Source organism: Mesorhizobium sp. WSM4847 (assembly GCF_055811335.1).
In genome coordinates this window covers 113,430-136,730 of record NZ_JBVVPY010000013.1, presented here as the reverse complement: position 1 = coordinate 136,730, position 23,301 = coordinate 113,430, and the positions used below count along the sequence as shown (strand labels likewise).

At 61.7% G+C, this 23,301-nt stretch carries 20 protein-coding genes and 2 pseudogenes; 11 read left to right on the top strand and 11 right to left on the bottom strand.

Translation table 11 applies throughout. The annotated features are described in order from the left end of the window. The first annotated feature begins 375 nt into the window (after positions 1 to 375). The 3 genes and pseudogenes from AC0L28_RS20025 (at position 376) to AC0L28_RS20015 (ending at position 3,211) form a co-directional block, all read left to right on the top strand. Positions 376 to 1,611 carry an alpha/beta fold hydrolase gene (locus tag AC0L28_RS20025; RefSeq protein ID WP_473479786.1) on the top strand — a complete coding sequence of 412 codons (1,236 nt, stop codon included), beginning with the start codon at positions 376 to 378 and terminating at the stop codon, positions 1,609 to 1,611. Further along, positions 1,608 to 1,999, top strand: a pseudogene (locus AC0L28_RS20020) (alpha/beta hydrolase). The gene AC0L28_RS20025 and the pseudogene AC0L28_RS20020 overlap by 4 nt, the downstream one beginning before the upstream one ends. A gap of 117 nt (positions 2,000 to 2,116) precedes the next feature. Then, complete coding sequence (locus AC0L28_RS20015; RefSeq protein ID WP_473479783.1) at positions 2,117 to 3,211, top strand: helix-turn-helix transcriptional regulator; 1,095 nt, start codon at positions 2,117 to 2,119, stop codon at positions 3,209 to 3,211. Between the two features lie 147 nt (positions 3,212 to 3,358). Here the strand turns inward: AC0L28_RS20015 and AC0L28_RS20010 are convergent, their stop codons facing one another. The 8 genes and pseudogenes from AC0L28_RS20010 to AC0L28_RS19975 form a co-directional block, all read right to left on the bottom strand. After that, positions 3,359 to 4,417 carry an ABC transporter ATP-binding protein gene (locus AC0L28_RS20010; RefSeq protein ID WP_473479781.1) on the bottom strand — a complete coding sequence of 353 codons (1,059 nt, stop codon included), beginning with the start codon at positions 4,415 to 4,417 and terminating at the stop codon, positions 3,359 to 3,361. A gap of 45 nt (positions 4,418 to 4,462) precedes the next feature. Then, positions 4,463 to 5,284, bottom strand: a complete 822-nt coding sequence (locus AC0L28_RS20005) for a carbohydrate ABC transporter permease (protein ID WP_128246062.1) — start codon at positions 5,282 to 5,284, stop codon at positions 4,463 to 4,465. Further along, positions 5,285 to 6,247, bottom strand: a pseudogene (locus AC0L28_RS20000) (carbohydrate ABC transporter permease). Further along, the gene (locus AC0L28_RS19995) at positions 6,247 to 7,584 is read right to left on the bottom strand and encodes an ABC transporter substrate-binding protein (RefSeq protein ID WP_128175454.1); all 1,338 of its coding nucleotides are present in this window, start codon (positions 7,582 to 7,584) and stop codon (positions 6,247 to 6,249) included. Before AC0L28_RS19995 ends, AC0L28_RS20000 begins: the two are co-directional and overlap by 1 nt. A gap of 63 nt (positions 7,585 to 7,647) precedes the next feature. Next, on the bottom strand, positions 7,648 to 8,307 hold the full coding sequence (locus AC0L28_RS19990; RefSeq protein WP_473479778.1) for a GntR family transcriptional regulator: 660 nt from the start codon (positions 8,305 to 8,307) through the stop codon (positions 7,648 to 7,650). Positions 8,308 to 8,330: 23 nt separating this feature from the next. After that, positions 8,331 to 9,215 carry a dihydrodipicolinate synthase family protein gene (locus AC0L28_RS19985; protein ID WP_128175452.1) on the bottom strand — a complete coding sequence of 295 codons (885 nt, stop codon included), beginning with the start codon at positions 9,213 to 9,215 and terminating at the stop codon, positions 8,331 to 8,333. 150 nt (positions 9,216 to 9,365) lie between these two features. Further along, positions 9,366 to 10,652 (bottom strand): D-tagatose-bisphosphate aldolase, class II, non-catalytic subunit, encoded by a 1,287-nt coding sequence (locus tag AC0L28_RS19980; RefSeq protein WP_473479776.1) that lies wholly within the window; start codon positions 10,650 to 10,652, stop codon positions 9,366 to 9,368. Further along, positions 10,649 to 11,593, bottom strand: a complete 945-nt coding sequence (locus tag AC0L28_RS19975) for a sugar kinase (RefSeq protein ID WP_287175454.1) — start codon at positions 11,591 to 11,593, stop codon at positions 10,649 to 10,651. The genes AC0L28_RS19980 and AC0L28_RS19975 overlap by 4 nt, the downstream gene beginning before the upstream one ends. Positions 11,594 to 11,724: 131 nt before the next feature. Between AC0L28_RS19975 and AC0L28_RS19970 the strand changes: the two genes are divergently transcribed. Continuing rightward, positions 11,725 to 12,747 carry a LacI family DNA-binding transcriptional regulator gene (locus AC0L28_RS19970; RefSeq protein WP_473479772.1) on the top strand — a complete coding sequence of 341 codons (1,023 nt, stop codon included), beginning with the start codon at positions 11,725 to 11,727 and terminating at the stop codon, positions 12,745 to 12,747. Here the strand turns inward: AC0L28_RS19970 and AC0L28_RS19965 are convergent. From AC0L28_RS19965 to AC0L28_RS19955, 3 genes are all read right to left on the bottom strand, one after another. Further along, positions 12,735 to 13,712 carry an alpha/beta hydrolase gene (locus tag AC0L28_RS19965; protein WP_128175446.1) on the bottom strand — a complete coding sequence of 326 codons (978 nt, stop codon included), beginning with the start codon at positions 13,710 to 13,712 and terminating at the stop codon, positions 12,735 to 12,737. The two genes, AC0L28_RS19970 and AC0L28_RS19965, sit on opposite strands and share 13 nt — an antisense overlap. Before the next feature lie 16 nt (positions 13,713 to 13,728). Further along, on the bottom strand, positions 13,729 to 14,877 hold the full coding sequence (locus AC0L28_RS19960; RefSeq protein ID WP_473479769.1) for a Gfo/Idh/MocA family protein: 1,149 nt from the start codon (positions 14,875 to 14,877) through the stop codon (positions 13,729 to 13,731). 258 nt (positions 14,878 to 15,135) lie between these two features. Continuing rightward, on the bottom strand, positions 15,136 to 15,897 hold the full coding sequence (locus AC0L28_RS19955; RefSeq protein ID WP_023797150.1) for a DeoR/GlpR family DNA-binding transcription regulator: 762 nt from the start codon (positions 15,895 to 15,897) through the stop codon (positions 15,136 to 15,138). Positions 15,898 to 16,054: 157 nt separating this feature from the next. Here AC0L28_RS19955 and AC0L28_RS19950 point away from each other — a divergent pair, with 157 nt between their 5' ends. The 7 genes from AC0L28_RS19950 to AC0L28_RS19920 all read left to right on the top strand — a co-directional run bounded on the left by AC0L28_RS19950 (position 16,055) and on the right by AC0L28_RS19920 (position 23,297). Continuing rightward, positions 16,055 to 16,855, top strand: coding sequence for a beta/alpha barrel domain-containing protein (locus AC0L28_RS19950; RefSeq protein ID WP_023797149.1), 801 nt, complete (start codon positions 16,055 to 16,057; stop codon positions 16,853 to 16,855). A 3-nt stretch (positions 16,856 to 16,858) separates the two neighbouring features. Further along, positions 16,859 to 17,809, top strand: a complete 951-nt coding sequence (locus AC0L28_RS19945; protein WP_023797148.1) for a PfkB family carbohydrate kinase — start codon at positions 16,859 to 16,861, stop codon at positions 17,807 to 17,809. A 90-nt stretch (positions 17,810 to 17,899) separates the two neighbouring features. Beyond that, positions 17,900 to 19,045 (top strand): ABC transporter ATP-binding protein, encoded by a 1,146-nt coding sequence (locus AC0L28_RS19940; protein WP_023797147.1) that lies wholly within the window; start codon positions 17,900 to 17,902, stop codon positions 19,043 to 19,045. Between the two features lie 114 nt (positions 19,046 to 19,159). Beyond that, positions 19,160 to 20,407, top strand: coding sequence for an ABC transporter substrate-binding protein (locus AC0L28_RS19935; protein WP_128246049.1), 1,248 nt, complete (start codon positions 19,160 to 19,162; stop codon positions 20,405 to 20,407). A 139-nt stretch (positions 20,408 to 20,546) separates the two neighbouring features. Further along, complete coding sequence (locus AC0L28_RS19930) at positions 20,547 to 21,443, top strand: carbohydrate ABC transporter permease (RefSeq protein ID WP_027153440.1); 897 nt, start codon at positions 20,547 to 20,549, stop codon at positions 21,441 to 21,443. 5 nt (positions 21,444 to 21,448) lie between these two features. Then, a complete protein-coding gene (locus AC0L28_RS19925; RefSeq protein ID WP_023797144.1) occupies positions 21,449 to 22,291 on the top strand; it encodes a carbohydrate ABC transporter permease in 843 nt (280 codons plus the stop codon). A gap of 190 nt (positions 22,292 to 22,481) precedes the next feature. Next, positions 22,482 to 23,297, top strand: coding sequence for a sugar phosphate isomerase/epimerase family protein (locus AC0L28_RS19920; RefSeq protein ID WP_473479765.1), 816 nt, complete (start codon positions 22,482 to 22,484; stop codon positions 23,295 to 23,297). Positions 23,298 to 23,301: the final 4 nt, after the last annotated feature.

Sequence of the window (23,301 nt, the reverse complement as noted above, 5' to 3'; positions counted from 1 at the left end):
AAGCGCATTGTGGGATTCGCAATCGCGTGCTTGCCGACGATCTCGTCGGCATGCGCCAACCCGAATGCGATGGCGATCTCGTCACGATAGTCCTGGATTGGTGCCGCGGCCCGACGGAGTAAGTCGGCGCGCTCCACAGGCTCAGGGGTACGGCAACGGTGACAACTGCCCTGACGCCACGGTCGCCATGATCCTATACCCAAATGGGTCATGCGCGGCCCATGGAACCACTCTATTATCGATGAGGGGTAGCTTGCTGCGAGAAAAATCGCACTTGGCAATTGGTGGGGCAGGGGGAAACTACGATCATTCCTACGACGGCGCTGATGTCAAAGCTCAGTGGGTGGCGAGCGAATGCCTCAGGGGCCTTGCTTCATGCTGGAGGGCAACATGCGCGCCTCTTTTCGACGTATGTTCATCAATCTGGATCGAGTACTCCTTAAGCTCGCGTCAGCTGTACTTCTCTTTTGCGCGTGGAGCGGGGATATCCATGCCGGAGAGTTCAAGAAAACGAATTGCTGGTTCGAGGTTCCGCGCGACCGTGGAATGACGTGCGGGACTCTCAATGTCCCTGAAAACCGCAAAAAAGCTTCTGAGACTGAAATCACTCTATCGGTGGTGGTCTTCGAGCCCGACCGCGAGCGGCATGAGCCCATTGTGTTTCTCACGGGCGGGCCTGGCCAGCCCACTGATATCGGCGACAGGGAAGACATAGCGGCATGGTGGCAGTTCATAAGCGATCAAAATTGGATGATCGGGCGCCGAGTGGTCGTGGTCGACCAACGAGGGATAGGAAAGTCAATTCCCAGGCTCAGCTGTTCGCGATACTTCAAGGCCGATCATTGGAACTCCATTTCGCTAAGCGTCGATGCTGAAATCAGCTTTGACAAGCTCATGAGAGATGAGGTGGTCGCGTGCCGAAGCGCGCTGATAGCAAAGGGCATTGACCTCTTCGCCTACAACACCGCCGAAAATGCAGCAGACGTCAACGACGTTCGCATGGCTCTTGGCATAAAGAAGTGGGTACTCTACGGCGTCTCTTACGGCACAAGAGTTGCCTTGGAAGTGATGAACGAGCATCCAGAGGGCGTCTCGGCGAGCATTCTGGATTCCGTTCTTCCCCTTGATATCGACTACCTCAAGGAAGATGGGCGAAATCTGGATCGTTCTTTGCGACTGCTGGAACGAGATTGCCAAAAATCAAAAAATTGCATGCGCGGGCTGGGAGACGCGGTGCGAGCGATCGTAAAGCAGCTGGACAAACAGCCGGTGCTTTTGCGGAGCGATGACGGAGAAAACGCTCCCGCTCAGTACAGATATGTCTCCGGCGCAGATTTTCTTGAGCTTATATTCGGGCTGCTATATGATCGTTACGCTATCGAAGATCTCCCAAAGCTAGTCGAGAAAACATACCAAAACGATTTCAGACCGCTTGCGGATATGATCTTTGAGCATGACGATACCGAGATTGCGCAGGGCATGGATTTTCGGTCACTTGCTCTGAGACCAACAGATCCGAGTTGCCTGACAAGCGCCTCGAATACTGGACGAAGTGGATCGGAGAGGCCGACTATACCTGGGTTTGCCCGCTTTGGTTTCCCCAGGGAATGACGGTTTCGCAAAAGCATCCTCGCCGCCTGGATATCCCGACCCTGCTGTTGTCGGGCGAGTATGATCCGGCAACACCAACTCACTGGCATATCGTGCGGCCAAAAGCCTTCCTTTTGGGCAGGTCGTCGTGCTTCGCGGGATTGGCCATGATGTGATCGATTCCGACCCTTGCGGATCTGAGGTTGTCGCCGATTTCCTGGCGAACCCCAGACGCAAGCTGAAGACTGGGTGCATTGGGCGGATGCAGGCCCCGCAGTTCACCGCCGCGGCGGAGGAGCAGTGGCAGGAGCCAGCAACACAGCGGCCTGCGGCGATAAGGTCGCCAAAGCAGATGAGGTCGCCGTTCCGGTTCAGGCATCGCTCTTCAACATTGCCCAGAAAACACTAGTTCTCCTGGCGGCAAGCACCGCCAAGCTGCATCACGATCGCGGGCGGCCCTGAGGGCGGCCCGACTCGCTACTCGAGATTCGGTGTGTTTAGATAGGTGCCTACCAAGGGGCTAGCGGTGGGCGCTGCTTTCGATTTTGACGCGATCGGTGTTGCCTTTGTCGAGGCAGCCCTCGATCCATCACGCTGGGATGCCGCGATGGAGGTGGCCGAAAAGGCCACCGGGAGCGCCGGAGCGCTTCTCTTCGACATAAAAGGGCATCTGCCACTCGTGCCTTGCAGCCGCACTATGGCCCCTGCTCTCGACACCTATGTCCGCGACGGCTGGATAAACCGCGACGAGCGGTATCGCCTCGTCAACTTCCTCGATCGGAAAGGCGTCACCTCGGAGTTCGACCTCCTGACTTCAGACGATATCGCCAAGCATCCATACTACCAGGAATTCCTCGCGCCTTTCGGCCTGCGATGGTGCGCGGCCGTCAAGATCGCTGCAGGAGACGACTTCTGGGCACTGTCGCTGCAGAGGTCGATCCAACAGGGTCCGTTCACGCCAGACGAAATGAGACAGCTGGCGGACCTTTCGAAACAGCTGGGCTCTGTGGCCGCAGTTGCGCGGGCAATAGGTTTCGGGAGGGCCGACGCGGCACTGGATGCGTTTAGCGCCACCGAAACGCCTGCCGTCATGTTGGATAGGAGCGGCAATGTCCTCTGGTCCAATGCTCCGGCGGAAAGGCTTCTGGGGCGAGGCCTGCAGATTACGCGCCGGCGTCTGGTCTCCTTTGACCGAACCGCGACAGATGCTCTCGACCGATCGCTGAAAGCGCTGCTGTGTTCGCCGGACACGGCCGCATCGATGCCACCCGTGCCGCTGCCCAGACTGCAAGGGCGGCCGCTCCTTGCCTATCCGTTGCGACTGCCGAAAGTCTCCTACAACGCGCTGGCGCCGTGCCAGGCAATCGTCATCCTCATTGATCCTGACGCGAGACCTCCTGCTGCCGAAGCCGTGCTGCAGTCCTGCTTCAGGCTGACAGCGTCCGAAGCGAGGCTGGCGAGAAAGATTTGCTCGGGACACGGCGTTGAAGCGGCAGCCGACGAACTTGGCGTTTCCTATGAGACCGGGCGCAACCAGCTGAAATCGGTCTTCGCGAAGACGCAGACGCATCGGCAGTCGGAGCTGGTCGCGCTTCTCACAAGGCTCTCGAGCGGCCGATAGTTCGGGCATGACCGTTCTGTCCAGTGCCATCGGGCACGTTATTGTCGGTGGAAACGCGTTTGGCGACAGGCGCCGCAATTGGTACTGCGGCGCTTTTGCGTGAGTATCGTCTTGGCGTCGGCGAACCCGCCGCGCAGGCCACGCCAATCACATACGCCGGCCGGTTTTCGCTTCGAACAGGTGGGCGCAGGCGCGATCGACTTCGATCCGTATCGGCGCGCCCTGCTTGAGCGGCAGCCGCTCGCGGAACAGGCAGGCGATTTCCTCGCCGGCGCAGTCGACCTTGGCGAAGATTTCCGAACCCGTGGCTTCCAGAAGCGTGACCGTGCCCGGCATGCCCTGGGCAGTTGCGCGGATGTGCTCGGGACGGATGCCGTAGACAAGTTCGCGTCCTGCAGCGTCGGTCGGACGGGCGCCTTCCGGCAGCGGCAGGATCAGCCCGCCGGCGCTGCGGAACACGCCTTCCTCGATGCGGCCGGCAATAAAATTCATGGCGGGCGAGCCGATAAAGCCGGCAACGAAGAGGTTGGCCGGCTGGTCGTAGAGGTCGAGCGGCGCGCCGATCTGCTCGACCAGGCCGTCGTGCAGCACGACGATCTTGTCGGCCATCGTCATGGCTTCGATCTGGTCATGCGTGACGTAGATGGTTGTGGTGCCGAGCCGCTGGTGCAGCGCCTTGATCTCGCCGCGCATCTGGACGCGCAGCTTGGCGTCGAGATTAGAGAGCGGCTCGTCGAACAGGAAAACCTGCGGGTCGCGCACGATGGCGCGGCCCATGGCAACGCGCTGGCGCTGGCCGCCGGAGAGCTGACGCGGGTAGCGCTCAAGCAGTTTTTCCAGGCCGAGGATGCTGGCGGCATTCCTGACGCGGCCAGCGGTATCGGCCGGATCGGCTTTCTTGATCTTGAGGGCAAAGCCCATATTGTCGGCCACGGTCATATGCGGATAGAGCGCGTAATTCTGGAACACCATGGCGATGTTGCGGTCCCGCGCCCGCAGATTGTTGACCATGCGTTCGCCAATGGTGATCTTCCCGCCCGAGATCGTTTCAAGTCCGGCGATCATGCGCAGCAGCGTCGACTTTCCGCATCCCGACGGGCCGACCAGGATGACGAATTCGCCGTCGGCGATATCGACGCTGACGTCGTGAATGATCTTGGTGGCTCCGAAAGCCTTCTGCACGTTATTGATGGTTACCGATGCCATTGGATTTCTCCGGGAGAAAAATTGATGTCGAGCTGGAGTGCGTCTTCAGCCGCCCTTGACCGCGCCGGCGGTCAGTCCCGCGACGATCTGCTTTTGCGCGAACATGGTCAGCACCAGCACCGGCAGCGTCACCACCAGTGCGGCGGCGGCGAGCGGCCCCCAGCTCACCTGCTCGTAGGAAAGCATGTTGTAGACGGCGACCGGCAGCGTCCGCGTCTCACGGCTGGCGAGCACCACGCCGAAGACGAAATTGTTCCACGAAAAGATGACCGACAGGATGAAGGCGACAACGATGCCCGGCTTGGCGATGGGCAGGGCGACCAGCCGGAACACCTGCCAGGAGCTGGCGCCGTCGATATTGGCCGCCTCTTCCAGTTCCATCGGCGTGGTTTCGAAATAGCCGATCATCACCCAGACCACGATCGGCACCGTCACCACCAGGTGAATGATGATCTGCGGCCAGAGCGTGCCGAGGATCCCGATCCATTGGAACAGCAAAAACAGTGGGATGAGATAGGACAGTCCCGGCGTCATGCGGGCGATCATGATGACGACCGCCGATTTTTCGGCCTTGAGCCGCGCTATGCCATAGCCGGCCGGTACGCCGATCAGCAGCGCCAGCAGTGTCGCCGTGCCGGTCACCAGAACCGAATTCCAGAGATAGAGCAGGAAATTGTTCTCCTCGAACACTTTTATATAGTTCGACCAGGCGAAGCGTTCGGGGATCAGGATCGGCGGATAGGCGCCGTTGTCGATCTCGAATTTCAGCGAAAGCGAGATCATCCAGAGAAAGAAAAGAATCGCCGGCGAGACGATGACCAGAGCCGCGAAAAACAGGCCGATCTGGTTGAGCAATCGTGAGCTCATCTATTTGCCCTCCGCGTCGTTCCACTGCGAGCGCTGGCGCAGCATCAGGAGGATGAAGGACAGCGCCACGATGACAATGAAGAACACCACGGCCATGGCTGAGCCATAGCCGATGTCGTATTAGGAGAAGGCGGTGTTGTAGAGATAGATGTTGATGGTTTCCGACGCCGTGCCCGGCCCGCCCTGCGTCATCGCATAGATGATGTCGAAGCTCTTCAGCGCATCGATGGTGCGGATGATCAACGCAATCATCAGGAACGGCGCGATCATCGGCAAAGTGAGGTAGCGGAATTGCTGCCAGGCATTGGCGCCGTCGATCTCGGCGCTCTCGAACGGCTCGCGCGGTACCGAGGCCAGCCCGCCCAGCACGATCAGCATCACCAGCGGCGTCCACTGCCAGGTCTCGACCGCGACCAGCGAAGGGATGACCGTGTTGGCGTTGAATATCCATTCCTGCGCCGGGATGCCGACCAGCGACAGAAGGTAGTTGAGCACGCCGAGCTGGGGATGGAACATCATGGTCCAGACCAGCGCCACGGCAACCGGCGTTGCCATCATCGGCATGACGAAGACGCCGCGCAGCAGGCCTCGCAGCGGAAACCTGGCGTCGAAGATCAGGGCGGCGACGGTGCCCAAGAACATCGGCGCTGCCACCGAAAGCGAGGTGTAGGTCAATGTATGAACAAGCGATTCCCAGAATCGCGGGTCGCTGGCCAGGCGGAGATAGTTTTCCATCCCGGCAAAGCTCCGCGACTGGCCGAGCGTCCAGCGGTTGACGCTCATCCAGAGCGTGAACGCCCAGGGAAAGACGATCACGGCGCTAACGACGACGAGCGCCGGAACGACGAAGGGCCAGTAGTTGGGAGCCAGCCGAATCGTCTGGCTCCCTTCGATGGCCTGTTCAGTCGTCACCTCGGTGCGACCTGTCGTCACCCCGGTGCGTTCTGGGGCAATGGCGGACATCAGCCCTGCTCGCTCCTGTCGAGAACCGGCTGGAACTGCGCAGTGGCCTTCTTCAGCTCTTCGGCAGGATCGGCACCGGCAATCATGTTGGTCAACGCCACGCCGTAGATGTCGCGGAACTCGGTGACCGGGATGATCACCGGCAGCGCCAGCCTGCTGATATTGCCGGACTGAACCACCGCATCGAGCCAGCTTGCCGGCATGGTGACGCCTTCGCGCACCTTGGGATCTTCCAGCACCGACTTGCGGAACGGCACGCCGGCGCCGGCCTGGAGCAGGCGTGCGCCCATCGCCGGGGAAACCGCCCACTGACAGAACAGATAGGCGGCCTCCTTCTTTTCACTGGAGGCGGTCACGCCGAGGCCGTCGCCAAACGTCCCGGAGGCATGCGCCTTGGGCCCCTTGGGCATGACGCCGTAGCCGACCTTGCCGACCACGCGCGACTTTTCGGGATTTTCCATCGGCGGGGCAAAACCGACGCCATCGAACCACATGCCGATCTTGCCTTGCAGGAAGGCGGACTGCGCTTCCGCCCAATTGAAGCCGGTGACGCCCGGAGGGGCGGACTTGGTCATCAGCCTCTGGTAGAGGGCAGCGGCCTCGATCGCCTCGGGCGTTTCGGTGCGCAGCTTTCCCTTGTCGTCGAGCGGCGTCATGTCGTAGCCGAGCATCAGCGACGTCCACACCGGCGTGTTGGCATTCTTGAGGCCGCGGGCGACGAAACCGAACGTGTTGGTCGATGGATCGGTCAGCGCTTCGGCGGCGGCCACCAGCTGGTCGAACGATTCAGGGTACTTTAGGCCCTTGGCCTCGAACAGCTCCTTGTTCCAGTAGACGATCCAGTAGTCCACCGAGAAGGGCAGCGAACGCAGCACGCCCTGGTTGTCCTTGGCGAAAAGCATGCCGGCCTCGGCGAAATCGCTTTCGACCAGGCCGGGATCGGTCAGTGTCGGATCGGCGAGATAGCCGGCGATGTCGGCCAGCCAGCCACCCTTCTCGAATTGGCGCTTCTGCACGTGATAGCTCAGATGCACGACATCGAAGCTCGGCCTGCCGGAGCTGAGCTCGATCACCGTCTTCTGTCGCTGCTGCTGTTCCGGCGTCGCTTCGGCATTGACCTTGATGCCGGTCAGTTCCTCGAATTCGGCGATGTATTTCAGGATGGTGTCGCTGCGCGGGCTTTTCACCAGATTGACGTCGAGCGTGGTGCCGGCAAAGCGCTTCCAGTCGACGCTGGCGGAAAAGCTCGGGCGAAGGCCGGCCAGGCCCGCGGCGGCGAGCGCCGTGGTTCCTGCAAGGACTTGCCTTCTCGTTGGCTTGAACGGATTGGACGACATTTCTTCCTCCCTTGGGTTGCTGTCGTTGTGGATAGCGTCGCGGCAGCCGCGAACCATACGTCCTCAGATCTGGAGCGCCAACCGGCGCGCATTGTCGATATGCCGACTGATCGCCTCGACCGCCTTTTGCGGATCGCGGCTCTCGAGCGCTTCGATCACCGTCAGGTGCTCCTGCATCACCGGCACGACGCGCCCATCGATGCGGAAACGCTCCTGGTGGATCAGCCTGATCTTTACCGAATTGACCAGATACGCCTTGGCGATGATCTCGTTGCCCAGCGCATCGATGAAGGTGTCGTGCATGGCCCAATCGATGTTCTGGGCCTTGGTTTCCATTTCCGGCGTGGGCGTCTGCGACAAGGCTTGAGCCAGCATGTCCTCATGTTCGCGCCGCAGGCGGGCGAGCACGGCGTCGGAGGCGTTGACGGTGAACAGCGCCACCGCCTCGCGTTCCATGAACAGGCGAAACTGGAAGGCCTCGCGGATCAGGTTGATGTCGATATGGGCGATCTGCATGCCGCGCTGCGGGATGGTCGTCAAAAGCCCCTCGGCCTCGAGACGCGGCACGATCTCACGGATGGCGCCTAGCGGCAGCCCGGTAAAGGCAACCAGTTCGCGCTGCGACACGAACTGTCCCGGCCGCAGATCGCGGGCCAGCAAATGCCGCGTGAAGCTGGCATAAGCTCTTTCCCTGAGGGTTGCCGGTTCGCTGCTGTCGTCCATTTCAGCGCGCTTCCCTTTGCCGGTCAGGCCGGCTCTGTCGCAAACAGCCTGTCATAGGCGGCAGCAAGCTGTTGCCGCCCCTGCGAACCGATCGGCTCCAGCGGCGGACGGACCGCCAGCCAGCGCTCGTCGCCGGTTTTGCGCGCCACCATGACCTTCACCGCCGGGATGACCGAATATCTAAGCAATTCGAGCACGAAGCTCTCGACACGGGCATCGTCGCGCCCATCCTCGGCCATGGCGCGGATTTCGCCGGTCACGAAATTGGCCATGCCGGAAATGGCGCCCTGCCCGCCCAGGCGCACGCTTCTGGCCAGGTGCCGCTCGTCGCCGATCAGGATCACCATGTCGCCATGGGCTCTTAGCAGCGCCTCGCTGTAACTCCAGTCGCCACCCGAATCCTTGACACCGGCGATCACGCCGGGGAAGGCCGCACACAGCCGACCGATCAGGGTAAGCGGGAGCGGCACCATGGTGACAGAGGGGATGTTGTAGAGGAGGATGCCGCGAGCCAGCGGCCCGAGCGCAGCGAAGACGGCGGAAAACCATCCGAACAGCCCGTCCTCGCCGACATTCTTGAAGTAGCTCGGCGGAGCCAGCAGGATGTTGCGGACGCCGCACTGCAAGGCATGCCGCGCCTGTTCGGCAGCGTCTTCGGCCGCATCGACCAGCACGCCGGCGACAAGCTGATGTGCCGGAATGCCGGCGGCCAGCATGGCCTCGGTGACGGTCCGCCGCTCTCCCGTCCCTACGGAAGCGCCTTCCCCGGTGGTGCCGAACAGCGTGGCGCTGCTGCAGCCGGCGCCAAGGCAAGCCCGGGCCTGCGTGACCATGGGAAGGATGGCGATTTGCCCGGACGCATCGAATGGCGTGGCGAGGGCAACCGAAAGACCAAAGCGCGAGGCCACTATTCTCTCCAGATGTCGATGTGCAAGCAGTACTAGCACACTAACATGTTAGTTGTAAATTGGGCGACCACCTTTTCGAGTCGGCGTCGACATCGGACGAATATATGATGCGGATTTTGGGCGGCTGCCGTCTTTCCGGCAGCGCGATCCCTACTGTCCCGTCGCGTCCGCGTAGATATCGAGGACACGGGTGATGCTGCCGATCAGAAGCTCGCGAGCGAGGGGCTTGACCCGGCCTGCCGCAACCTCGGCGTCGAGTTGCCCCAGATACTGGCTGATCAGCGGCCGGGGTATATCCTTCTCGCCCAATACGTCCAGCAGCGTCCGTGTTGCGCGCTGCGCCTCCGGCGTCGGCCAATAATAGCGGATGCGGTCGCTGAACGAGAAATGCCGCTGCATGCGCTGCTCGTCCGGCGTGCCCGGATAGTATTGCTGCCAATTGTCCGGCGACGCCAGCATGATGCGTTCCATCGCGGCAGGCAGGCTTTCGCGCGAAAAGTCCGGCGCCAGGATATCGGCGATATGGCTGAGCCCATACAGCGCTTCGCGAAGCGCGAAGGTCAGCCAGGGGCCGACCTTGAGGATGGCAAAACCGTCGCGAACGAGAGCATTGAGCGCTTCGGCCGGCTGGTAGTCGGTCGAATGCGCCTCAAAAACCAATTGCGGCATACGGTCGAGCACAGCCACCAGTTCAGTCGCCTTGGCCGGTGCATAGGGCACGATCTCGGTGTTGCCGAACTCGACGCCGGGCTGGACGACGACACCGACCGCACGGTCAAATGCGGCTTCGAGGCCGGCGCGGGAAAACGCTCGGGCGTGGATTTCTACGGTGCGCAATGCATCGCCGGGCGCCGTCACATGCAGGTGGTCCAGCGCCTCCAGCGCCCCGCCCGGCACCGGCACTTCGGTGCCAATGACGTAGACCGGTTTTTCGCCGCCTGCCCGCTCGACCGCCGCCTCGGCGATTTCAGCAAGTTCAGCCGCGCGCGCGGCGATCGTTTCATCGGCAAGCACGGCTGGATCGTCGGCGCAGGCCATGCTCGTATCCAGATGCATTTTGGTGAAGCCGGCGCTCGCATAGGCATCGATCATCGCCGCAGCCTTCTTCATCGCAGCGGCCGCAGCCATGTGCTTCCACGGATTGGGCCCGAGATGATCGCCGCCGAGGATCAGGCGATCGATGGGGAAGCCGACTTTGTGCGCTTGCGCCTCGACGAAGCTGCGGAACCCCGCAGGTGTCATCCCGGTGTAGCCGCCGTCGTGGTTGACCTGGTTGCAGGTGGCCTCGATCAGCACATCCGCGCGCCGCGCCGCGCCATGGCGCAGGGCAGCCTCGATGACCAGCGGATGCGCCGAGCAGACCGAGGCGATGCCGCTTTTCTCGCCTGCGGCGCGCCTCGCCGCAATGTTCGCAAACCTTCGCGTCGCGTCACTCACTGCGTGTTCCCCGTGGCAATGAAGGCCTCGACCGCTTCAAGCGGGAAAATGCCTTCCATCGGCCCCTTGCGGGTGACGGCAAGCGCACCGCAGGCATTGGCAATCCGCAGGGCTTCGGCAGGAGCCGCCCCGCGCAGCCAGAACGAGACGAAAGCAGCACCGAAGCAGTCGCCCGCACCGGTCGGATCGACCTCGTCGACGGCAAAGCCGGACGAGGCGACCGCACCGTGATGATCATGATAAACGGCGCCGGCGGCGCCTTTCTTCAGGACGATGCAGGACAGGCCACGGGCCAGCAGTTCGTCGACTGCACCCTCCTCGTCCCTGGCGGACGAAAACAGGAAGAGCTCCTCGCCGCTCGGCAGGAAGATGTCGGCTCGCGCCAGCACGTGGTCGAGTGCTGCGCGCATGCCGGATGCCTGCATGATCTCGCGGCGGATGTTCGGATCGAAGGACACGGTTCCGCCTTTGGCCTTGACGGTCTCGATCGCCGATAGCGCCACCGCGATGGCGCGGTCGGAAAACAGCGACGAGCCCATGACATGGACATGATCGGCACCGGCGAGCAGCTTTGTCGCCGCCGCGTTTGTCTCGATCAGGCCGGCGGCGCTGTTGCGGATGTTGAAGACGAAATGCCGGCTGGCGTCGGCCCGGTAGGTGACGAAGGCCGTGCCCGTCGCATGGCCCGTGTGAACCGCGATCGCCGACACGTCGGCGCCCAGTGCCCGCAGCCGATCGATGTTCAGCCTGCCGAAATCGTCGTCGCCGACGGCGCCGATGAGACCGGCCGGCTGGCCGAGCGCCGTCGCCTGGCCGATGAAGATCGCGGGCGCGCCTGACGGGTAGGGTCCAAGCAGCGGACCAGGCTCGAGAAAGCTCTGGCCGATCCGCTCGGCAATGATCTCGACCAGAATCTCGCCGGCACCGACCAACTTCTTCATCTCGCGGAATCCCTCAAATTCGCCCTACTGCAAGTGAATACGGCTTGTGCTTTTTCGCGTCAATTAATAAATTTACGCATGGAAACTATACAATTTTACTGTAAAGTTTCGCCTTGCATTCGAGGGCTTTGATGTCGATGACGCACAAGACGATGGAGGATTTTGCTCGCTCTTGCGGCGTCTCCAGGCCGACACTGTCGAAATATTTCGACGATCCGACCAGCGTCAAGCCGGCGACACGTCAGCGGATCGAAGTGGCGCTGCGCTCGTCCGACTACCAGCCCAATCTGTTTGCGCGCAATCTCAACCGCAAGCGGACCCGCAGCATCGGCATTGTCGTGCCGACGCTCGCCGATCCCTTCTATTCCGAGATGGTCAGCCGCATCGAACTCAGGCTGCGCGACGAAGGCTACTGGCCGATCGTGATCTCCTCGCACGGCTCGCGCGAGCTCGAAGTGGAAGCGACGCGAACCATTCTTTCGCTAAAAGTTTCCGGCGCGCTGATCGCGCCGCTCGGCCTGTGCTCCGACGAGCGCACGCTGGAGAAGCTGACACAGACCATACCGATCGTCTATTTCGACACATATCTCGAGGGCGACACGCCATTCGTCGGCAACAACAACAGCCAGAGCGTCTCGACCATCGTCGATTATCTCTGCCGCTCCGGCGATGCTCCGGTCTATTTCGATATCCCGCACGTCAACCACAATTCGCGCGAGCGCCTGAACAGCTATGTCGGCGCCATGCAGCGGCTCGGGCATGAGCCGGTGCTCATCGGCACCCCTTATGACTACACTTGGGATTTCGAACGGATCGGCTATGAGCAGATGGAAGCGATGCTCGCGCGTGGCGGTCTGCCGGGCAAGACCATTCTGTGCGCCAACGACCGTCTCGCCTTCGGCGTGATGGCAGCCGCCTACTCGCAAGGCCGCAAGGTCGGCCGCAAGGGCGATTGCGACCTGCGGGTCGCAGCCCATGACGACCATCCGCTGAGCCGCTACACCTGCCCTGCCCTCACCACCATGGCGCAGGACTTCGCTTCGATGGCCGGACGCAGCGTCGAGACGCTGCTGGCCTTGCTGGATGAGGACGACGCGACAGTTGCACGCAAGGTCAGTCTCGACGCGACGCTGGTCATGCGTCAGTCGGCCTGAGCGTTTCCAAACACAGGATCGAAGCCGCGCCATGCGGCAACTGCCGCGCCGACCGCTTGCCGCGCCGCCGGACCATGGCGGCCCATCGAAACGAAGCCGTGGATCTGGCCGGGCCAGCGCCGCAGGACGACCGGCACCTCGTCATCTTCCAGACGCTTCGCGTAGGCCTCGGCTTCGTCGGCGAGGATATCATGGCCGGCGATTGCGACGAAAGCCGGCGCTGCGCCGGCAAGGCTTGCGGCCTTGAGCGGCGACACGCGCCAGTCATCAATATCGCCAGCATGGTTGATATAGTGGTCGCGGAACCAGGCCATGGTCGCCAAAGTCAGGCCATAACCGTCGGCAAAGCGGCGATAGCTGTCCGCCGCCTGCGAGGCGTCCGTGTTCGGATAGAACAGCAGCTGCGCCGCCGGCGGCTTCTTGTCGCCGCGCGCAAGCAGGCAAAGCACGGTAGCGAGATTGCCGCCGGCGCTGTCGCCGGCGACAGCGATCCGTTCGGCGTCAATGCCGAGATCGCCCGCGCCGTCCTGCATGAAGGAAAGTACGGCGCGGCAATCTTCGATGGCCGCCGGAAATTTGTGTTCCGGCGCCAGCCGGTAGTCGGGAGAGACGACGACGCAGGCCGCCATATTCGCAAGCCAGCGGCAGATCTCGTCATGCGACTCGAGATTGCCGATCACCCAGCCGCCGCCATGCAGATAGAGCAGCGCCGGGGCAGCGGCCCCGACCGCGCCCTGTCCGCGATAGATTCTGAGCGTCAACGGGCCGCCGGGTCCGGTGATGGTGCGCTCGGTCAATGAGCCGACCGGCTCGCGCTCGCCCTGGAGTGCCGGGAAGCCCTCCTCATAGGCGCGGCGCGCCTCTTCAGGCGTGCCGGCTTCGAAAGGCGGGGCGGCCGCCTGCCGGTCAAGGTCGAGCACATGCCGGGCCTCCGGATCGAGCAAGGGTGAAAGCAATGTCGTCATCGTAAGTCCTCCGATATCAGACGAGCAGGCTCGCCGCTTCGGCGTCCTGGAAGAGCGGCGGCTGATCGACCGTTGCGTTGACGGCGACGGACTCGCGACTCTCACCCGAAGCGAGGATCGCCTCCATGATTTCCAGCACATGAAGCGCAAGGTCGCCGGACGCCCGCGGCTTTCTTCCTGTTGTCAGCGCGCGCGAAAGATCGGCAACGCCGAGCATGCGGTAATTCGCGCGGTCGGGCGCGGCGAAGGGCCAATTGCGCGCGCCATAGAGTTCGCTCTCACTGTGGAAGTCGGCCCAGTCGGCCCCTCGTTCCGACAGCGAGACGGTGCCGCCGAACGTATCCGGATCGGGCAGCCTGAGCGAGCCTTCCGTCCCATGCAGCTCGATCGGGTGGTTGGAGTGCCTGAAGACATCCCACGAGGCGCCGAAGGTGACGGTGGCGCCTGATCGAAACTCCAGCAGCGACAGGATGTTGGTCGGTGTGCCGACCTTGAAGCTGGTGCTCCGGTAGGGGCCTTCGGCGGTGATCAGCCGCTCCTCCTGGCCCCGCGTCGCCATCGCCATCACGCGGGCCACCGGCCCGAGCAAATTGACCAGCATCGTCAGGTAGTAGGGACCCATGTCGAAGACCGGTCCGCCGCCGGGCTGATAGTAGAATTGCGGATTGGGATGCCAGTGCTCCATGCCGCGCCCCATCATGAAGGCGGTGCCGGTCACCGGCCGGCCGAGCGCACCCTCGTGCATGAGGCGGCGTGCCCGCCGTCCGGCGGCGCCAAGGAAGGTGTCCGGGGCCGAGCCCAGCAGCAGCCCGCGCTCCGCCGCCTCGGCGACAAGCCGCCTGCCGTCCTTGGCCGAGGTCGCCAGCGGCTTTTCGGTGAAGACGTGCTTGCCCGCCGTAAGCGCTGAAAGCGAAACGTCGAAATGCGCCACCGGGATGGTCAGGTTGAGGACGAGGTCGATCTCCGGGTCGGCCAGAAGCGCATCGACGCTGACCGCGCGGATGCCGTATTCGCTGGCGCGCAGGGCCGCCAAATTGGGCGATATGTCGGCGCAGGCGCGTAGCTCGACCTCGCCGAACAGGGCCGCATTGCGCAAATAGGTCATCGAGATATTGCCGCACCCGACAACGCCGATGCCGAGCTTAGCTCCTGATTTTCCTGGCATTTTCCACTCTACCTCCCGACGTCGCAACGCTCTGGTTGAATTATTGCACCAGCAACGGATCACATTCGAAAGCCGCTTTACAGCATTTTAAATGTTGACGCGCGTAAAATTATTATAGAACATGCGAAAATGATGGCGCAACATTGGAGGCCGCCAGCCTTGAGGAGGAGAACATGACTGACGGCCAACAGCCGATGCGAAGCCCGTGGGTCATGCGCGCATTGGATCTTTCCGTCGCGGTCAGGGACCGAGATGGGTTCAGGCATAGATCACCTTGGCTCCGGTCATCTCAAGCTGGCTGCGTATTGGACCGGGCAGGCCATCGTCGGTGATCACCACATCGACGGCCGACAGCGAAAATGCCTTGGAGGTCCCGCTGACGCCCCATTTGCTCGAATCGGCGAGGAGGACAACGCGCCGGGCCATGCGAACGAGGTTTCGCTTCGTTCGCGCCATGTCTTCGTTCACGTCAACCACATCCAGTGACGAGTCTATCGCATGCGCTCCAACAAAGACCTGATGCGCTACCAAGCCGCCGAGAGCCGTATCGGCATCGGTGATCAGCGTGCTCACCGTGTCGGGATAGACCCGGCCGCCGATCATATGAACGTCGAGCCCGGGACGATGCATAAGATGCTGCACGATATTCATGGCCGTGGCCGCGACCACGACATTGCTGAGCGGCGGTAACTGCATGGCAACCTGCATCAATGTCGAGCCGCCGTCGAAGATGACCGATTGGTTGTCCTCGAACAGGTCTAGCGCCGCCCGGGCGATGCGCTTCTTTGCGTCGAGGTTCGTTTGCATCCGCCGGGCGAACGCGGCCGTAGTCGAATCGGTGGTCCGGGTCACCGCCCCTCCACGGGTCTTGGTCAGTAGTCCCTTGCGGTCAAGTATCTCGAGGTCGGAACGCACCGTGACCTCCGACACGCCAAACCCGTCTGACAGGTCCTTCGTGCGCACCTGTCCGCTGCGCTGCACCTCACCCAGGATCGATTGGCGTCTCTGCTCCGACAACATTGCCCTGCCCTTCCCTGCGCCAAGCAACCGCTCTGGCCTCGGTTCAGCTTACCAAAATATGCAAATTCGAAAGCTTTCGAAAGATTGTATTTCTTGTTTCTTTCGGAAACACTGGGTCCAGGATTTTGAAATCAAACGATTGGGGAATTTTGCACTCATGAGCCTAGGAACCAAGGTGCGTCTTGCGCGCCTCTTCTCGCATCCATCGGGGAAACTTTTTGGCGGCGCGGTCGACCACTTCGTCGGCTATGGCGACGTGCGCAAAGGCGGCCTTGCCGACCTGCCGGGTGCGCTCGCACGCGTCATGGTGGGCAAACCCGACTACGTCAGCATCCAGCCTGGCACCGCGCGCCATCTGTGGCCGCAATATGCGGGCAAAGCTTCCCTGGTGATTCAGGCGGGCTGCTTCACTCCGGACGATCGCATCAGCGAGTTGATCGCAACGCCCGAGGATGCGGTGCGCGCGGGGGCCGATGCGTTGGCCGTGGCCATTCCGGTACGCGGCGCGACCGAGGGCAAATACATACGCTGGCTGACCGATTCGGTAAATGCAGCGGCCCGCTACGGCATGCCTGTGGTGGCGCATATCTACCCTCGCGATTTCACCGACGGAGCCAAAATCGTCTTCACCCCCGACGAGATCGCCTATGCGGCGCGCATCGGCTACGAGTCCGGCGTCGACGTGATCAAGATCGGCTACACGGGCGATTTCGAGTCGTTCCGAGAGACCGTCCGGACCTGCCCGGTGCCGGTTGTGATCGCGGGCGGTCCAAAGACCGATACGCTGCTCGGCGCGCTTCAGCAGACGGCGGACGCCATCCGTGCCGGCGCACGCGGCGCCGTGGTAGGCCGCAATCTTTGGGGGCATGGCGATCCGGAGAAGGCAGCGCTTGCCTTTCGGGGCGTCATCCATGACGGCCTTTCGGCGCAAGACGCCCTGGCGAAGGCGGGTGCCTGAACGATGCCCACCGTCCCCGCGATCCTCGGCTTCGGCGCTATTGCGATTGACGACATCGTCTACGTCGATCAGCCGTTGTCGGCGGGCAAGGGGAAGGTTCTGCAAAGTGCCCGCGCTTTCGGGGGAAATGTTGCGACGGCGCTGGCCGCCGTCGTGCGACTCGGCGGAACCGCCGGGTTCGCCGGATGGCTGGGCAGTGCCGCGGACGACGCCGTGCTGCGCGATCTCGTTGCGAGCGGTGTTGAAACCGCATTCGCGCCGCGCCACCCCGACGCGCGCCCGGTGCGCTCGCGGATCACCGTCGGCTCGGACGGGGAACGGTTCATCGCGTATGACGACGATGCGATGCTGGGCACCGCTCCGGATTTTCCGGACGATATCCTCAGCCGCGCGACCGTCCTGATCGTCGATAGCTACGCGATCCGGTCCCTGGATGTCGTGGCTCGGGCTCGCGATCTCGGCCTTGCGATCCTCGGCGATATCGAATGGAGCAGCGGCCCAGCCACGGAGCGGCTGATCGCGCTCTGCGACCATCTCATTCTTCCACTCGGCTTTGCGCGGACTGCCACGGGGTGCCGATCGCCCGCCGAGATGCTCGATGCATTGTGGTTGCCGTCGCGGTCCGCAGTGGTTCTGACCGACGGTGGCAGGGGCGTGTACTATCGCGGGCGTGAAGAGACAGGTCTCTGGCACCTGCCCCCGCACAGGATTGTGGTCGTCGACTCGACCGGTGCGGGTGACTGCTTTCATGGCGCCTATGCCCATGCGTTGACGCGCGGAGCCGGCACCGCAGGCCGGGTGGCATTCGCGGCCGCGGCGGCAGCCCTTTCGATAACGGGCCGTGGCGGGCGCGAGGCGCTTCCGACCGACGACCAGGTTACGGAACTCCTGGCATCGACGAACGCGCCGTCAGCAGTCGAACTGAAAAAAACGCATGTCAATACTGGAACATAGCTAGAAACTATACGATGAAATATTTCGCAGGTGAACATGATCCGAGGAGAGTTATAAAAATCAGAGGCTTATACTTGCGGAGGGAGGAATATGGCAGAAGTCATTCTTGAGAATATCTGCAAAACCTACGGTAACAATTTTCGCGCAATCGACCAATTGAACCTATCGGTCGAGGACGGCGAGTTCTTGATTCTCGTCGGGCCGTCCGGCTGCGGCAAATCCACCGCGTTGCGAATGATCGCGGGGTTGGAGGACATCACCAGCGGCAGCCTTCGGATCGGCGGAGTCGACGTCGTCGACATGCCGCCCAAGGACCGCGACATCGCGATGGTCTTCCAAAGCTACGCGCTCTACCCGCATATGACGGTGTTCGAAAACATCGCCTTTTCGATGCGGCTGGCAGGCAAGCCGAAGGCCGAGCGCAAGAAGCGCGTGGACGAGATCGCCAAAACCCTTCAGCTGACGTCTTTGCTGGACAGCAAACCCGCGAACCTTTCAGGCGGACAGCGTCAACGGGTTGCCATGGGCCGCGCCATGGTGCGCGAGCCAGCCGCCTTTCTCATGGACGAACCCCTTTCCAATCTGGACGCGAAACTGCGCGTGCAAATGCGCGCCGAAATCACCAGTCTGCAAAAGCAGCTCGGCGTAACGACCATATACGTGACCCACGATCAAATCGAAGCGATGACGATGGGGGACAGGGTCGCGGTGTTGAAAGGCGGCGTGCTGCAGCAGGTCGATACACCCAAGAGGCTCTATGAATCGCCGGTGAACGCCTTCGTTGCCGGCTTCATCGGCTCTCCTTCGATGAACCTTTTCGAGGCGACCCTGACGGGCGACGAACTGATGTCCGGCACCTTCGCCATCCGGCTGCAGGAGGCAGCCTTCGAGCGCAGGCCGGGCTTGAGGTCGTTTGCGGGGCGCAAGGTCGTGTTCGGCATACGACCGGAGGATCTTTATGACAGCAGCCTCGAATCCGGTCGCAAGTATCAGACGATACCGGCCAAGGTGACCTCGATCGAAGAACTCGGATCCGAACATATTGTCCATCTGGACATCGACGCGGTCCGGGTGGACTCCGGCGATCCGGACGCGGTGGACGATTTTGGCCTGGCATCGAACGCGGTGGCGAGATTCGAGCCGATCAGCGCCGTCCACTCCGGCTCGGAAATCCGGTTGGCCCTGGATGATGCCAAGTTCCATTTCTTCGATCCCGAGACGCATCTGGCGATCTGAAGATCTGCGGCAGACCGCAGGCGAGAGCGAGGCGCCTGCGAAACGCAAGAAGGCTTCTGAGTAGAGCAGACGATCGTCCGCATTGTGCGGTCGATCTTAAAGAAGGAGGAGAAAATGATGTTTCGGATACAACCCGCGATGCTGAAAATAGCCGCGGCCGCATGGTTGCTTGGCGCAACCGGCGCCATGGCGGACACGACGCTGGAATTCACCCAATGGTGGGAGCCCGAATTGCCGGCCGGCTCGCTCAGGGCAATCATGAATGACTTCGAGGCTGCAAACCCCGGAATCAAGGTGACGCTGGTCAGCGGCCCCTATGCGACCACGCGAGACCAGATCTCGGTTGGTGCTGCAACTGGAACGCTTAGCGACGTCGTCGGTCTCGACGGCGCCTGGGTGAACAATCTGAACGCGCAGAATGCGCTGGCCGACATGAACCCGATGATGGATGCGAGCGAGTTCGACCAGACCCAAGTCGCGGATATCATCAAAGTGGACGGCAAGGCGGTGATGTTTCCCGTGGCTTCGTTCGTCTATCCGGTCTTCGTGAACATGGATCTCGCCGCCCAGGCAGGCGTGACCAAGCTGCCGTCGACCCGCGCGGAGTTTCTCGAAGCCGCCAAGAAGATGACCCATGCCGACAAGAACCAGTATGGCTGGGTGCTGCCCTTGTCGCTGCAAACGCCGTCCGGTGTCCAGAACGACCTGATGTCGTGGGTCTGGGCCTCGGGTCAATCGATGATGGCTGACGGCAAGCCGGCTCTCGAGGGCAAGGCGGTCGTCGATATGCTCACCTTCGTCAAATCGCTGAACGACGCCGGCGTCATTTCGCCCGGCATTGCCACCAAGACCGAGCAGGAAAAGGTCGAGGAATTCGTGAACGATCGGGTCGGAATGATGATCGACTCGCTCGCGCATGTGAACCTCATTCGCAAACGCAATCCCAAGCTGAACTTCGACCTCATCCCCGTCCCGGTCGTGGAGAATTACAACGGCAAGCGCGGCCTTCCCTACGCCTCCTGGGGCATCGGCATCTCTGCGGCCTCAAAACATCAGGAGGAAGCCTGGAAGCTCGTCCAATATCTGATGAGTGAAAAGGTGAACGCCAAGCTCGTGACGCTTGCAAACGCCTTCCCGGGCAACGTCAATGCCAAGCCCGATTTCGTGACCTCGGACAAGGCTTTCGCCAAGGCTTTCGAAATCTTCAAGACCGGCTATCTCGCCAACGAGTTCACGGGTCTGCCGGTGGCTGAAGACCTGATGACCCAGTTCGACGTGGAAGCCCAGAAGATGCTCGCCGGCGAGCAGTCTCCGGAAGAAGCCGCAGCCAACGCTCAAAAGGGCTGGATGGCGAAATTCTGAGCGACCTGTTCCCCGTTGCTATCTTCCACCGGGTAGCCTGACTTAGGGCAGGCCACCCGTCAACAACGGATCGGCAGTTTGAGATGGACCTCTTTCCGAAGCGCACCTTCCTGTTGAAGGCACATCCCAAGGGTGGCACATGACTCGGCAGAAGCGCTCCCACCATCGACTGAAACGAGCGGTCGCACCCTATCTCTATCTGTCACCCTCGCTCCTCATCATCGGCCTTCTGATGCTACTGCCGATGGTGACGGTGATTGGCTATTCGTTCCAGAACAGCGCGGTGCTGCGTCGCGACCCATCCTTTGCCGGACTGAAACACTACCACGCGATCTTTGCCGATCCGGTGTTCTGGGCCTCGCTGTGGCACACGCTCTACTTCACCTGCATGAGTGTCATCTTCCATATGACCATCGGCATGGTCTTCGCACTCATGCTGAACAGCGACCGCATCAATCCGACGCTGCGCAACATTCTGCGCGTGCTCTACATATTGCCTTGGCTGTTCACCGCGGTGATTATCGCCGTGATCTGGCGCCTCCTGCTCGAGCCGAACGGTGTCGTGAACAGCGTTCTCATGCAGATGGGCATCATCGGTTCCAAGGTCGAGTGGTTTTCCTCGACGGCGACCGCGCTGCACGCCGTCACCTTCGCCAATATCTGGGCGGGCTACCCGCTTTTCATGGTCAGCTTGCTCGCAGGCTTGCAGGGCATTCCCAAGGATTTCTACGAGGCCGCCGATATCGACGGGGCGAAGGCCTACCAGAAGCTGATCTTCATCACCATCCCGCAGCTGATGCCGATCATCATCAGCATCTCGCTGCTCGACTTCATCTGGACCATGCAGGTCTTTCCATTGATCTGGATAACGACGGGCGGCGGTCCGATCTACTCGACCGAGGTCCTCAGCACCTACACGTACAAGCTGGCGTTTTCGAGCTACAACCTGTCGCAGGCGTCGGCGAGCGCCGTGGTCATCCTGCTGATCTCTCTCGGCCTGACGCTGTTCTACATCCGCTATCAAAAGGCTCGGTAGTCACCATGAGGAAAAGGCACACACCGAAAGACAGACTGATCACCGTCGCGCTCCATGTCGCGCTTGCCGCAGGGCTCTTTTTCGCGGCCTTCCCGATCTACTGGATGCTGAGCAGCTCGTTCAAGTCGAATACCGAAATCTTTGCCCTGCCACCAACCGTCCTGCCGAAGGCCTTCACGCTGGAAGCGTATGCGGCCATCCTTGGCGACCCGGTAAAGCTGCGCTTCTTCTTCAACAGCTACTTCGTGGCCGGAGCGGTGACCGTGCTGACGGTCCTGATCGCCTTGCTGGCGGCTTATGGGTTCAGCCGTTTCAATTTCCGCGGAAAGGGCAGCCTCAACACACTCATCATCAGCACGCAGACGATTCCGCCGATCACGCTTTTGATCCCCTTCTTCGGGCTTGTCGTCTCGTATGGCATCTTCGACACCTACGTCGCACTGATCCTGACTTACCTGGTGTTTACGCTGCCCTACGCGATCCTGCTGATGACGGGATATCTGAACACCTTGCCCCGCGATCTCGATGAAGCGGTGGCTGTCGACGGCGGCACCAGCTGGACCGCACTCTGGCGGGTGATCGTCCCGATTTCACTGCCTGGTATCGTGGCGACGTCGGTCTACACCTTCCTGTTGTGCTGGAACGAATTTCTCTTTGCGCTGACGCTGACGAAGTCAACGTCCATGCGCACCGTCCCGATCGGCATCCAACTTTTGATGGGGCAGCACGCCTTCGAATGGAACCAGATGATGGCGATGAGCGTGCTGGGCTCGCTACCGCTCTTGCTCATCTACCTCGTTGCCCAGAGGTTCTTCCTCGCCGGCATGACCGCGGGCTCGGTCAAGTAGGATGTCCCTCCCACGGAGAACCGATGGGGAAGGCCGCGCGTCGAAATCGATGGATTGGACCTTCTCTGCTGGCAGGCGATATCGCCGCGGCCTCGGGCGTCTTCATAGCGCCGCTGAATCGTGCTCGTGCTGTTCATCCAGCGCCACATCAACAAAGAGCTGACGCAGTGCGGCATCAAGGAATGAAAGCATGAAAGACCTGAAAGTCGGTTGCCAGACCTTCACCTGGGAAATGTTCGGAGAGCGTTTTACCGATAGTCCCGACGATCTGCTTAAGGTGATCGCCGATGGCGGCTATGCCGGCATCGAGATCACCGACACGATGATCGGCCGCTATGCCGACAGGCCGGCGGAATTCGCCACGGCGCTGAGATCGGCCGGCCTCACCCTTGTTTCTTTCGCCTTCGGCTCGAAGAGCGGCTTTACACTGAAGGAGAGCATCGGCGCCGACCTCGAGACAGCGAAACGCTGGATCGATTTTGCCGCTGTCTTTCCAGGCGCGCTGGTCTCGATGGGCTCGGCCACCGTCGTGTCCGACGGCCCGCGCGACGACAAGTTCCCTATTGCTGCCGAGTTCTACAACAAGGCCGGCGAATTTGGACGCAAGGCGGGCGTCGAAATCGCTGTCCATCCCAGCTCCCACCACAACACGCTGCTGTTCGACCGTGCCGACTACGACTGGATCTTCGCACTGATCGATCCCGCGCTTGTCGGCTGGGTGCCCGACACCGGACACATCTTGCGCGGCCATCAAGACATGATCGATACGCTTACCACCTACCGCGACCGCATCCGCTACGTGCATCTGAAAGACGTCGACGCCAGCGGCACCTGGGCTATGCTCGGCAAGGGCGTCTGCGACACCCAAGCGGTGATCGATATCGCCAGCGCCGCACCTCGTTTCAACGGCTGGCTGGTGCTGGAAGAGGAATCCGAGACCGCCGCCGGCGATCCGGCCGCCGCGGTCAAGACCAACCGCCAGACGATGCGCGGCTACGGCGCGTGAGGAA

What these genes read in the sequence shown, in the direction of transcription:
- AC0L28_RS19920 (WP_473479765.1), top strand. Translation starts at nt 22,482, where the DNA reads ATGAAAGACCTGAAAGTCGGTTGCCAGACCTTCACCTGGGAAATGTTC.
- AC0L28_RS19960 (WP_473479769.1), bottom strand. Translation starts at nt 14,877, where the DNA reads ATGCCAGGAAAATCAGGAGCTAAGCTCGGCATCGGCGTTGTCGGGTGC.
- AC0L28_RS19990 (WP_473479778.1), bottom strand. Translation starts at nt 8,307, where the DNA reads ATGGACGACAGCAGCGAACCGGCAACCCTCAGGGAAAGAGCTTATGCC.
- AC0L28_RS19940 (WP_023797147.1), top strand. Translation starts at nt 17,900, where the DNA reads ATGGCAGAAGTCATTCTTGAGAATATCTGCAAAACCTACGGTAACAAT.
- AC0L28_RS19925 (WP_023797144.1), top strand. Translation starts at nt 21,449, where the DNA reads ATGAGGAAAAGGCACACACCGAAAGACAGACTGATCACCGTCGCGCTC.
- AC0L28_RS19935 (WP_128246049.1), top strand. Translation starts at nt 19,160, where the DNA reads ATGATGTTTCGGATACAACCCGCGATGCTGAAAATAGCCGCGGCCGCA.
- AC0L28_RS19975 (WP_287175454.1), bottom strand. Translation starts at nt 11,593, where the DNA reads ATGAAGAAGTTGGTCGGTGCCGGCGAGATTCTGGTCGAGATCATTGCC.
- AC0L28_RS19950 (WP_023797149.1), top strand. Translation starts at nt 16,055, where the DNA reads ATGAGCCTAGGAACCAAGGTGCGTCTTGCGCGCCTCTTCTCGCATCCA.
- AC0L28_RS19930 (WP_027153440.1), top strand. Translation starts at nt 20,547, where the DNA reads ATGACTCGGCAGAAGCGCTCCCACCATCGACTGAAACGAGCGGTCGCA.
- AC0L28_RS19945 (WP_023797148.1), top strand. Translation starts at nt 16,859, where the DNA reads ATGCCCACCGTCCCCGCGATCCTCGGCTTCGGCGCTATTGCGATTGAC.
- AC0L28_RS19965 (WP_128175446.1), bottom strand. Translation starts at nt 13,712, where the DNA reads ATGACGACATTGCTTTCACCCTTGCTCGATCCGGAGGCCCGGCATGTG.
- AC0L28_RS20010 (WP_473479781.1), bottom strand. Translation starts at nt 4,417, where the DNA reads ATGGCATCGGTAACCATCAATAACGTGCAGAAGGCTTTCGGAGCCACC.
- AC0L28_RS19995 (WP_128175454.1), bottom strand. Translation starts at nt 7,584, where the DNA reads ATGTCGTCCAATCCGTTCAAGCCAACGAGAAGGCAAGTCCTTGCAGGA.
- AC0L28_RS20005 (WP_128246062.1), bottom strand. Translation starts at nt 5,284, where the DNA reads ATGAGCTCACGATTGCTCAACCAGATCGGCCTGTTTTTCGCGGCTCTG.
- AC0L28_RS19970 (WP_473479772.1), top strand. Translation starts at nt 11,725, where the DNA reads ATGTCGATGACGCACAAGACGATGGAGGATTTTGCTCGCTCTTGCGGC.
- AC0L28_RS19955 (WP_023797150.1), bottom strand. Translation starts at nt 15,897, where the DNA reads ATGTTGTCGGAGCAGAGACGCCAATCGATCCTGGGTGAGGTGCAGCGC.
- AC0L28_RS20025 (WP_473479786.1), top strand. Translation starts at nt 376, where the DNA reads ATGCTGGAGGGCAACATGCGCGCCTCTTTTCGACGTATGTTCATCAAT.